Here is a 10,928-nt window from a genome sequence, read left to right on the forward strand (position 1 = left end):
CCCCTTTAAATTTCACTTAAATCAGTGTTTTTCGCAGATTTATTACACTGAAATTGTGATCCCTGGAGAGGAACGGAAAAATCATTTCTTCCCGTTATCAAGTCTGTACGCGAAATGCCGTTAATAGATCTGGAGCTATCCAGCTCTCTTACATTGAGCGACACGATAATGCTAAAAACCACTCAAGCCCGATTCACCTTACTCGTTAGTGCGTTTTTCATTTTCTTGCTGATAATCACCGTGGTGGTTATTCAGCTTTTTGTGACACCACAACTCAAGCAATCTGAAAGCACCATTATTGGCAATAGCGTTGACCAAATCGCGACAGCCATAACCGCGCAAATGAATAAGGTAGAAGCACAAGCCCGCAGTATTACGCAGGCTGTTGCCATAATGGACAGTAATACCATCGACCAATTATTACCTGGGTTAGTGGATCAGTATGGTGACAGTAATGTATTTGGTGGTGGGATTTGGCCATTACCGAATAAGCGTGAGCAAGGGGTAATTAAATTCAGCACGTTTTTTGCTCGCAATGGAGAAAATAAGTTAACGGTTAACACCCATTGGAACTCACCGGAATCGCAAAATTATTTTGAACAACCTTGGTATAAAGAGGGTTTAAATGCGCCTAAAGGCTTCTGTGCCTGGGCTAAAGCTTATCAGGATGATGCTAGCCCGCAGCCAAGAACTAACTGTGCGATGGCGATTTATAAAGGTGACGATGTTTATGGTGTTTCAACCATTGATGTCACATTAGGTTTCTTTAACCGGCTGGTTAAAGAGATGGAACAGAAAGTGAATGGCACCATTCTGATTGTTGAAGCTGATGGCAAGATTGTTGGTAGTAGCGCCTTAGCCGATGGCAAAGCCGAGTTAAAAAATCTGTCAGACTTTGCCGGTAGTTTGCCGATGGCCGCAGAGACACAGCGGTTACTGGCGCAGATGAAAGATCAACAATCACTGGAAAGTGAATTTGATGTCGATGGAACCTCTCACACCCTGTTTATCCGCCCGATTGCCAATAGCCCGTGGTATTTAGTCACTGACTTGCCCACCAGCTTATTGGTCAAACAGAGCCACAGTATTCTGCTGCACCTGGGGTTAGTGCAGATCCCTATCATGTTGTTATTGCTGTTGTTCCTGGTGTTCTCTATCCGTGTCTTTATGAAGCGGTTGGCCGTGTTGAAAGAGAATATCACCGCGCTGTCTGCGGGTGGGGCCGATTTAACTCAGCGCTTACCGCAAAGCACTAGCCCGGAATTCAACGCCATTAACCAGAGCTTCAATGATTTTATCGACTATTTGCAGCAAATGATGCGGCAGGTCGGCGAAAGCAGTCTGGCGATTGCTTCGGCGTCACGTCAAATTGCCAGTGGTAATCTGGACTTATCGGCCCGAACTGAAGATCAGGCCAGTTCCATTGAGCAAACTGCGGCTTCAATGGATGAATTGACCAGTACCGTGAAACAAAATGCGGATAACGCCAGCCACGCCAACCAACTGGCGATGGATGCTTCCACTGTTGCGGTAAAAGGCAGCACAGTGGTGAAACAAGTGGTAGATACCATGGGTTCAATCAATCATTCATCGAAGAAAATTGTCGATATCATCAGTGTGATTGATAGCATCGCCTTCCAAACTAATATTCTGGCACTGAATGCAGCAGTAGAAGCAGCCAGAGCGGGCGAGCAGGGGCGCGGTTTCGCCGTTGTAGCCTCTGAAGTGCGCAACTTGGCTCAGCGCTCTGCCACTTCCGCCCGTGAAATTAAAAAGCTGATTGAAGACTCAGTGGCTGATATTGCGATTGGTACTGGCTTGGTGGCAGATGCTGGCACCACGATGGATGACCTGATGAGCGGCGTCTCCAATGTGGCGGCATTAATGAATGAAATCATGGCCTCCAGTCAGGAACAAAGTCTGGGGATTGAGCAGGTTAATCTGGCGATTAATCAGTTAGATAACTCAACTCAGCAAAATGCGGCGCTGGTGGAACAAGTGGCTGCGGCAGCGCAAGCCATGCAGGATCAAACCGTGCAATTGGAAACTGTCATCAGCGGCTTTAAGGTTTAATATCATATAGTCTTGAGGCTAAAAAAAATCGAAACCCCTTTTGTTTAGCAAAAGGGGTTTTTTAATTACTCACGGCGAATTTTACGGGCAAATAAATTCCCCAATGATTGGATTAACTGCACGGTAATAATTAATACAATGGCGGTGGTCACCGTTACGAAAGTATCAAAGCGCTGATAGCCATAAGTGATAGCCAAATCACCAATCCCGCCGCCCCCCACAGTACCGGCCATCGCTGTCGCGCCAATTAAACCAATGGTTGCTGTGGTCAGCGCTAATATGAGTGATGAAAGTGCCTCTGGTAGCAAAAAATACCAAATAGCTTGTAGCGGAGTGGCTCCCATCGATTTTGCTGCTTCCAGAATTCCGGGGTTAACATCCAGCAATGAGTTTTCTACCAGCCGACCAATATAAGGCGCAATAAAGATAATCAGCGGCACAATCGCTCCCGGCGTCCCGATGGTGGTATTCACAATCAGGCGAGTGAGAGGGATGATAGCCACCATCAGAATGATAAAGGGCAGGGATCGGATGATATTGATAATAGGGTTAAGAATATTGTAGAAAACACGATTCTTAATTAGCCCTCCCGGGCGGGTCACGACCAGTAAAATACCCAAAGGAATACCAATAAGAGAACCGATCACCAATGAAATACTGACCATCACCAAAGTGTCATGCAGTGCTTGGATAAATTGGTCCAGAGTAATAGCGGTTTCGATCATCAATTTATTTCCTGTATATCAATTCCGGTTTCCGCCAGATAAGCGACGGCGCTATCAATCCGGTGGTCCTCACCGGTTAATAGCAGCACCATATGGCCCAGCGTGGTGTCCTGTATCTCTGACATGTTGGCAAATAGGATATTGACGCCAACATCATATTGCTTGATTAACTGATTGATAACCGGCTGTGTGGCGATATTCCCCATAAAGGCTAGCCTGAATTGACGCCCGGCATGGCTCTTATCCAGCAGCTTTTTCACACTCTCCGGTAAGCTGTCTTTTATTACGGTACGAACAAAATTAATCGTGGTGGGATGAGTTGGATGGCCGAAAACCGTTAATACTGAACCCTGTTCAATAATTTGGCCATTTTCCATAACAGCCACTTTATTGCATATTTTTTGAATGACTGACATCTCATGAGTAATTAGCAGCACGGTAATATTGTATTGCTGATTAATCTTCTTCAGTAATAACAATATTTGGGCGGTAGTTTGCGGGTCCAGTGATGATGTGGCTTCATCGCACAATAGAATTGAGGGATTGGTTGCCAGCGCGCGTGCAATACCGACCCGCTGCTTCTGACCGCCTGATAGCTCATTAGGAAAGCTATGACTTTTATCTCCCAGCCCGACGAAATCCAGCAGTTCAGCCACCCGCTGTTGAATGAATTTTTTATTTTTTCTTAATAAAATAAGTGGCATAGCGACATTCTTAAAAACTGTCTTTGATTCCAGTAAATTAAAGTTCTGGAATATCATGCCAATGTTCTTTTTCAGCAGCCTAAGCTGTTCAGAACTAAAGTCATGCAAATTCTTCCCATCAATCACGACATTTCCCGAGGTTGGACTTTCCAGTGAGTTGACCATCCGCAGTAATGTACTTTTTCCCGCTCCGCTGTAACCGATAATGCCAAATATATCGCCATCGTCGATGGTTAAACTGACATTATTAAGTGCCTGGAGTTTGATATCTTTACGTTCAAAGGTTTTGAAAATATGCTGAAGCTCAATCATCAGGTTATTCCACTATTTCAGATAATCAGGCAACATATAACCGGCATACTTTTCGTTTTCCAGAATGTATTTTTTGAATTCAGGTGAGTGATAGCCAGCAATAATATCTTTGGCAAACTCTGTATTCTTATTTTTTCCGGCAACAGTGACTACATTAACAAATTGAGTGGTGGGTTTTTCAAGTTGCAGGGCAGAAGTGAGCTTTATGCCATTAGAGACTGCAAAATTGCCTTGAATAGCACCAAAATCGACATCAGGCAACGCTCTGACTTGCTGAGCATTATCCATTTCTTTGATGACTAAATGATACGGATTTTCTGTAATATCCTTTTGCGAGAAAGTCGCTGGATCAATCTTTTCCTTTAATTTTATCCAACCAATAGATTGCAGTAAAAGTGCTGCACGGTATTCATTTGATGGCTGATTAGGAACTGAAATCCACGCGCCCTCCTTGGGTTTATCCTCCTTTTGGTGCTTAGCTGAATACAGCCCCATTGGCGGTGTTGGTACCTGAACAATACCCGTATTATCAATGCGTAGCCGTTCATTTATTGCTTGTAGATAAATCGGGTGCTGCATGATATTCCCATCAATCTCACCGGTGCTGACGGCATTATTTACCTGAATACCATCATTGAAATCTTTATATTCAATGCTGTATCCTTTCTTTATTAAATAAGGTGCCACGCCTTGCTCAAATTGTTCTTTATAGGGGCCGGGATTAAACCCCAATTTAATGGTTTTCTTCTCTTCGCTATGGGCATTCACTGAGGTTAAAATAATTAAACTGAATAGTGGTATCACCAATGAACGCATCTTCATCATAATTTCCCTGTATAATTATATTTAAATAAAAACTTATTTTTTTGCAGGTTGGGCTATTCTGTTAGCGATAAACTGAATAACTAAGAATGAAATTATTCAAACATTGCCGGGATGATCCGTAAACGAAGAAAATGACCTTAGCTTATCCACTATGGGTATAAGAGATTTGTGATTGGGTATTAGAAGAGTATAACGAAAGGCAATAATGAGAGAGTGAGTAACCCGCTGCACAGCGCACAGCGGGTTTTCTGATAATAAAGCTTGAAGTTAATTAGCCCTGAATCAGATTAGGGATTTTTACCGCAGGATTAACATCAGCCTCATAATCAACGCCATCAACCGCAAAACCGAACAGATTTAAGAACTCGGTCTTATAACCAGTGAAATCGGTCAACTGGTAAATATTGTCGTTGGTGACTTGGTCCCACAGCTGCTGTACCTGGTTTTGCACTTCAGGATCAAGCTCTTTGTAGTCAGCGCGCAGACGACCTTCTTGGTCCATATGTGGCGCATTGCCACACAGGCTGTCTTTATACAGTGAATACACCTGCTCGATACAACCTTCGTGAGTCCCTTTCTCTTTCATCACTTTGAATAACAGTGACAGATACAGCGGCATCATTGGAATGGCGGAGCTGGCCTGAGTCACCACCGCTTTTAGTACTGAAACCCGAGCATCGCCGCCGCCATGGGCAGATAAGCTATCGCGAATAGTCAGAACTTTTTGGTCCAGATCCTTCTTGGCTGCGCCAATGGAGCCGTTCCAATAGATATCATGGGTAATTTTTTCGCCTAGATAGGTAAAGGCGGTTGTTTGCGCACCTTCAGCCAGCACGCCAGCCTCTAGCAGTGCATCAATCCACATCTGCCAGTCTTCGCCGCCCATGACGGCTACGGTATTGTCGATCTCAGCCTGAGTTGCTGGTTGCAGCACCGCTTCTTTGATCACTTCTTTATCAGTATCAAGACCACGGAACTTCACTTCATGACCGATTGGTTTCAGTGTGGAGTTAAACACTTCACCGGTTTTCGGATGAGTACGACGTGGTGAGGCTAGGCTGTAGATGACCTGATCAACCTGACCTAAGTCTTGCTTGATAGCTTCGATAGTCAGGCGCTTGATTTCATCAGAGAAAGCATCGCCATTGATACTTTTCGCATACAGGCCTTTTTGTTCCGCGAATTTGTGGAACGCGGCGCTGTTGTACCAACCAGAGGTACCCGGTTTGCCATCTTCACCAGGACGTTCAAAGAAAACGCCCAGAGTATCGGCACCACAACCAAATGCTGCTGTAATGCGAGCTGCCAGCCCGTATCCAGTTGACGCACCAATCACTAATACTCGTTTTGGGCCATTAGCGATTGCGCCTTCTGCGGTGACGTAGTCGATTTGCTTTTTGACGTTGGCTTCACAGCCCGCCGGATGAGCAGTCACACAGATAAAGCCGCGTACACGTGGTTTTATAATCATGGATACCTCAATTTATAGATAGAGTTAAGTGTTCGAGCGCCTATACCCTTTATCCTTGAAAGTGCAGGAGGCTTGCTGCCTGCCACTCTAAGTTCTTTGGGTATAATTGTTTAGACCCAGAGAGCAAGACTATCAAAATTAGCGATAATCTGTGTTGGCTCTGTGGCGTCACACTCATTTTCCGATACAAAAACTGGAGAAGATGCGCCCCAGTAAGTCATCCGAGCTAAATTCACCGGTAATTTCACTCAACGATTGTTGTGCTAAACGTAGTTCTTCAGCCAGTAGCTCACCGGCGCGAGCACTTACTAACTGTTCATGGCCCTGTACCAGATGCTGTGCGGCTGTTTCCAGTGCTTGCAAATGACGGCGACGAGCCAGGAAACCACCTTCTGTATTGCTGGTAAAGCCCATGCTCTGCTTCAAATGGTTACGCAGCAGGTCAATACCTTCGCCAGTTCGTGCTGATAAGCGGATTAGTGAGTGACCATTCACTTCGGTTAAACCCAAGGTTTCACCTGTAATATCGGCTTTATTACGCACCACTGTTATGGGTAACGTTGCAGGTAACCGCGCCATAAATTCTGGCCAGATTGCCGCCGGCTCAGTGGCATCAGTGGTGGTGCCATCAACCATAAATAGCACGCGATCCGCTTGTTCAATCTCATGCCAGGCCCGTTCGATGCCAATGCGCTCAACTTCGTCGCTGGCTTCACGTAATCCTGCGGTATCAATGATATGCAGTGGCATTCCATCGATGTGAATATGTTCTCGCAATACATCACGAGTTGTTCCGGCGATATCAGTGACAATCGCGGCTTCACGGCCAGCTAACGCATTGAGTAAACTGGATTTACCGGCATTAGGACGGCCAGCAATAACCACTTTCATCCCTTCACGCAATAGACTGCCTTGACGGGCTTCTGTGCGTACTTGCTCCAAATCAGCCATTACGCCGTTTAACTGACCTTCAATTTTGCCATCAGAAAGGAAATCAATTTCCTCATCCGGGAAGTCAATGGCAGCTTCGACGTAGATTCGCAAGTGAGTGAGTGCTTCCACCAACTGATGGATTCGAACAGAAAATGCGCCCTGCAATGAGTTTACTGCCGAGCGTGCAGCTTGCTCTGAGCTAGCATCAATCAGGTCCGCAATAGCCTCAGCTTGTGCCAAATCCAGTTTGTCATTTAAGAATGCGCGCTCAGAGAACTCACCGGGGCGGGCAATCCGCAGCCCTGGAAGGGCCAGAATGCGTTTTAATAGCAAATCCAGTATCACTGGGCCGCCATGACCTTGCAGCTCCAACACGTCTTCGCCAGTGAAGGAATTCGGGCCGGGAAAATAGAGAGCAATACCTTGGTCCAATGTGCTGCCATCGACATCTTTAAAAGGCAGATAATCTGCATAGCGCGGCTTGGGTAATTTACCCAACACGGCCTGCGCGACGGTGGCGGCAGCACGACCAGAAACACGTAAAATGCCAACGCCGCCACGGCCAGGGGGCGTTGCTTGTGCCACGATAGTGTCAATGGTGCTCATGGTTATTTCTCTCTTCTAAAAGAATAAGGCGGTCATATTGACCGCCCTATACCCTTGGCTCTTGAAGTTGCAGCGTTCAAATCTGCTCCCGGCAGATTGGTCACCCGAATCACTGACCTGTGCCAGCTCATCGGGAGTCAGTCGTTTGGCGCTTAGCCGTCACTCCAATTACCTTGGGCATTTATCATATTAAGACGATTTTTTCTTGTCGCGGCTGTGTAAACCACGTTTTTCCAGACCACGATAAATCAACTGCTGTTGCAGGATGGTCACCAGGTTACTGACGATATAGTACAGTACCAGACCAGCCGGGAACCACAGGAAGAATACAGTGAAGATGACCGGCATAAAGGTCATGATCTTCTGCTGCATCGGGTCAGTCACGGTAGTCGGTGACATCTTCTGAATGAAGTACATGGTGATACCCATCAGAATTGGCAGAATGTAGTACGGGTCTTGTGCTGACAGGTCATGAATCCACAAGATGAATGGCGCATGGCGCAACTCAACAGAACTCATCAACATGTAGTACAACGCCAGGAAGATAGGCATCTGAATGACCAGCGGTAAGCAGCCACCCAGTGGGTTAACCTTCTCAGCTTTGTACAGCGCCATCATTTCCTGACTCATACGCTGCTTATCGTCACCGATACGCTCACGCATGGCGGCCAGTTTAGGCTGCAGCAAACGCATTTTCGCCATCGAGGTGTATTGCGCCTTGGTCAGCGGGTACATGATACCGCGCACGATAAAGGTGATTACAATGATGGAGAAGCCCCAGTTACCGACAAAGCTGTGGATGAATTTCAACAGTTTGAACAGCGGCTGAGAGATAAACCATAACCAACCATAGTCAACAGTCAGGTCCAAATGTGGCGCAATGGCTGCCATTTTGTCCTGAATTTCTGGACCAACCCATAAGGTTGCCCCCAGTTGTTTCTGCTCGCCTGGTTGAATGACAACAGGTGCACCTTTAAAGCCGATGGCAGCCAAACCATTACCCAAATCAGCGGAGTAGAAGGTATTGGTTTCGTTAGCTGCTGGGATCCAGGCGGTTGCAAAATACTGCTGCAACATTGCTACCCAGCCACCTTTGGTGGTGATGTCCAGACTTTTGTCTTCGATATCACTAAAACTATATTTTTTATATTTAGTTTCATCAGAAGAGTAAGCCGCACCACGGTAAGTATGCAGCGCAAAGTTATTGCTGCCAGTATCACGGTGTTTAGGCAAGTTGATGCTTTGCTTTAATTGACCAAATAGCGTCAGTTCCAGCGGAGCTTCAGAGGCGTTTTTAACGTGATAATCGACGCCAATGGCGTAATCATTACGTTTCAGCACGAATGTCTTGGTGAACACAGAGCCGTCTTTGCCGGTGAAGGTCAATGGAATGCGCAGTTCATCTTGACCATCAGCTAATGCAAAGCTGGTTTGAGCCACTTCGAACAGCGGGCGCTCCCCGTTAGCTGGATTGTCCGGGCCGCTTTTGCCTGTCAAGCCGCTTTGTGCTTGATAAATGAAAGCTGGGGTGGTTTCCAGTAATTCGAAAGTTTTGTCTGAACCCAGAGCATCCGGGTAAGCCAGCAGGTTAGCCTGCTCGATGTCACCGCCACGGGTATTAATGGTCAGAGACAGCACATCAGTTTTTACAGTAATCAGTTGACCCTGACCACTGCCTGGCACAGCCTGGCTTGCTTTATCACCGGTAGCAGTATTCGCAGTCTGTTGCGTGGTCTGAGCGGCTGGTTGAGGACTGTTGTCCACTTGCCAGGCTTGCCAGATCATGAAAGACACGAACAGCAGAGCGATGAGTAGAAGATTGCGTTGCGAATCCATCGTTAGTGTTCTCTGTTATCGTCGGGTTTCGGCGGCACGGGATCATCGCCACCTGGGTTCAAAGGGTGGCATTTTAATACGCGTTTCAGTGTTAACCAACTGCCTTTTATCATACCAAACCGGCTCAATGCCTCAATTCCGTAATGAGAGCATGTCGGATGGAAACGACAACGCGGCCCCAACAGCGGACTAATCACGAGCTGATAGCCCCTGATTAGCCCGATCAGGATGCGGGAGCCTGGCGACAGTGGCGACGCCATAATTTTTCCAAAGCTTCCGTCAACGCACGGTTATCGAGGTCAGCCACACCTTTTTTCACCAAAACGACAAAATCCATTGATGGCAAAGTATGCTGATGCAAGCGGAAGCTTTCGCGTGTTAAGCGCTTTATCCGATTACGTTCATGAGCACGTTTGACATGTTTTTTGGCGACGGTGAGACCAATGCGGGGATGCCCCAGCTCGTTCAGGCGGCCGAGGATGGTGATTTGCGGCGTGCCAGCCCGTTGTGGCTGCTGGAAGACGAAAGTAAAATGACTGGGAGTTAACAAACGTAACTCCCTAGGAAATGCTAGCTTAACCACTTAGATGGTTAGCTTTTATTACTTAGAAACAGTCAGACGAGAACGGCTTTTCGCACGACGGCGAGCCAGAACTTGACGACCATTTTTGGTGGCCATACGAGCACGGAAACCGTGGCTACGGTTGCGCTTCAATACGGACGGTTGGAAAGTGCGTTTCATAGCGATTTCTACCTAAACTTAAAATAATTACTGATTCAGTAAACGCGTTTGGCTGCTCGGAGTGAAGACACCGACGCCTCAATCGCAACATATAAAGAAGCGGGATTGTAATAATTGTACAGTCCTGAGTCAATTGACATTGCGTCCGCCCGCACAGAATTCTGTATCGGGAGTTTACCAAGAGCCTGTCCGTGTTCACCGCTGGTTTCTTTTTGGCCAAGACCATCAAGAGATCAGGCATCACACGTAGGGCTGAGGATTATACGGACTCCCGGATAAATCGCAAGGATCGCCGCGTGATCCTTAAAAGATTAATGAGGATCAGTTGACTGAAAAGGGGAAGGCGATTCCAGTATAATCTGAAATATTTCGGGATCATTGACGATGAAGGGCACGAAAAGCTGTGCGCTAGGTTACACTCCCGACAGAAGTTATGCCCTGTGGATAAAAAGGATCTAATCTGTGAGGAAGGGGAGGATCTATTGCTCCTTTTGCGCTATGATCCGCCATTCCGATCGCATCCGCTACTCTGGGATCACTACTCCGGGATCGTGGGGGGATGTGAGTCGTAAAAACAACCGAAAAACGGTTCGCATGTCACTTTGGCTTGCTACAGGCCATATTGGCGTGTGTCAAAAACGATGAGTTACAAAAAATCCTGATTTCTTTCTTTTATTGATCTTGTTCGAGTGGAGTCCGCC

The 10,928-nt window shown here is 46.7% G+C and carries 10 protein-coding genes; 1 reads left to right on the plus strand and 9 read right to left on the minus strand.

The window, feature by feature from the left end:
• Positions 1-168 precede the first annotated feature (168 nt).
• Positions 169-2,073 (plus strand): methyl-accepting chemotaxis protein, encoded by a 1,905-nt coding sequence (locus N0H69_RS22120; RefSeq protein WP_050109285.1) that lies wholly within the window; start codon positions 169-171, stop codon positions 2,071-2,073.
• A 65-nt stretch (positions 2,074-2,138) separates the two neighbouring features.
• Here N0H69_RS22120 and N0H69_RS22125 read toward each other — a convergent pair whose 3' ends face one another.
• The 9 genes from N0H69_RS22125 to rpmH form a co-directional block, all read right to left on the minus strand.
• Positions 2,139-2,798 carry a methionine ABC transporter permease gene (locus N0H69_RS22125; RefSeq protein WP_050109284.1) on the minus strand — a complete coding sequence of 220 codons (660 nt, stop codon included), beginning with the start codon at positions 2,796-2,798 and terminating at the stop codon, positions 2,139-2,141.
• Entirely contained in the window at positions 2,798-3,814 is a 1,017-nt protein-coding gene (locus N0H69_RS22130) for a methionine ABC transporter ATP-binding protein (RefSeq protein WP_050151838.1), read from the minus strand. The genes N0H69_RS22125 and N0H69_RS22130 overlap by 1 nt, the downstream gene beginning before the upstream one ends.
• Before the next feature lie 12 nt (positions 3,815-3,826).
• On the minus strand, positions 3,827-4,636 hold the full coding sequence (locus N0H69_RS22135; RefSeq protein WP_050151841.1) for a MetQ/NlpA family ABC transporter substrate-binding protein: 810 nt from the start codon (positions 4,634-4,636) through the stop codon (positions 3,827-3,829).
• Positions 4,637-4,910: 274 nt separating this feature from the next.
• Positions 4,911-6,110: an enoyl-ACP reductase FabV gene (fabV, locus tag N0H69_RS22140; RefSeq protein WP_050123848.1), complete on the minus strand. Its 1,200-nt coding sequence runs from the start codon at positions 6,108-6,110 to the stop codon at positions 4,911-4,913.
• Positions 6,111-6,284: 174 nt separating this feature from the next.
• Complete coding sequence (gene mnmE, locus N0H69_RS22145; protein ID WP_050151843.1) at positions 6,285-7,649, minus strand: tRNA uridine-5-carboxymethylaminomethyl(34) synthesis GTPase MnmE; 1,365 nt, start codon at positions 7,647-7,649, stop codon at positions 6,285-6,287.
• Positions 7,650-7,838: 189 nt separating this feature from the next.
• A complete protein-coding gene (gene yidC, locus N0H69_RS22150) occupies positions 7,839-9,485 on the minus strand; it encodes a membrane protein insertase YidC (protein ID WP_050109279.1) in 1,647 nt (548 codons plus the stop codon).
• A gap of 2 nt (positions 9,486-9,487) precedes the next feature.
• Positions 9,488-9,745 (minus strand): membrane protein insertion efficiency factor YidD, encoded by a 258-nt coding sequence (yidD, locus tag N0H69_RS22155; RefSeq protein WP_005161103.1) that lies wholly within the window; start codon positions 9,743-9,745, stop codon positions 9,488-9,490.
• Entirely contained in the window at positions 9,709-10,068 is a 360-nt protein-coding gene (gene rnpA / locus N0H69_RS22160) for a ribonuclease P protein component (RefSeq protein WP_025380108.1), read from the minus strand. Before rnpA ends, yidD begins: the two co-directional genes overlap by 37 nt.
• Positions 10,069-10,086: 18 nt before the next feature.
• Positions 10,087-10,227, minus strand: a complete 141-nt coding sequence (rpmH, locus tag N0H69_RS22165; RefSeq protein ID WP_002220736.1) for a 50S ribosomal protein L34 — start codon at positions 10,225-10,227, stop codon at positions 10,087-10,089.
• Positions 10,228-10,928 lie beyond the last annotated feature (701 nt).

It is taken from the genome of Yersinia alsatica (assembly GCF_025133195.1).
Classification (GTDB): Bacteria; Pseudomonadota; Gammaproteobacteria; order Enterobacterales; family Enterobacteriaceae; genus Yersinia; species Yersinia alsatica.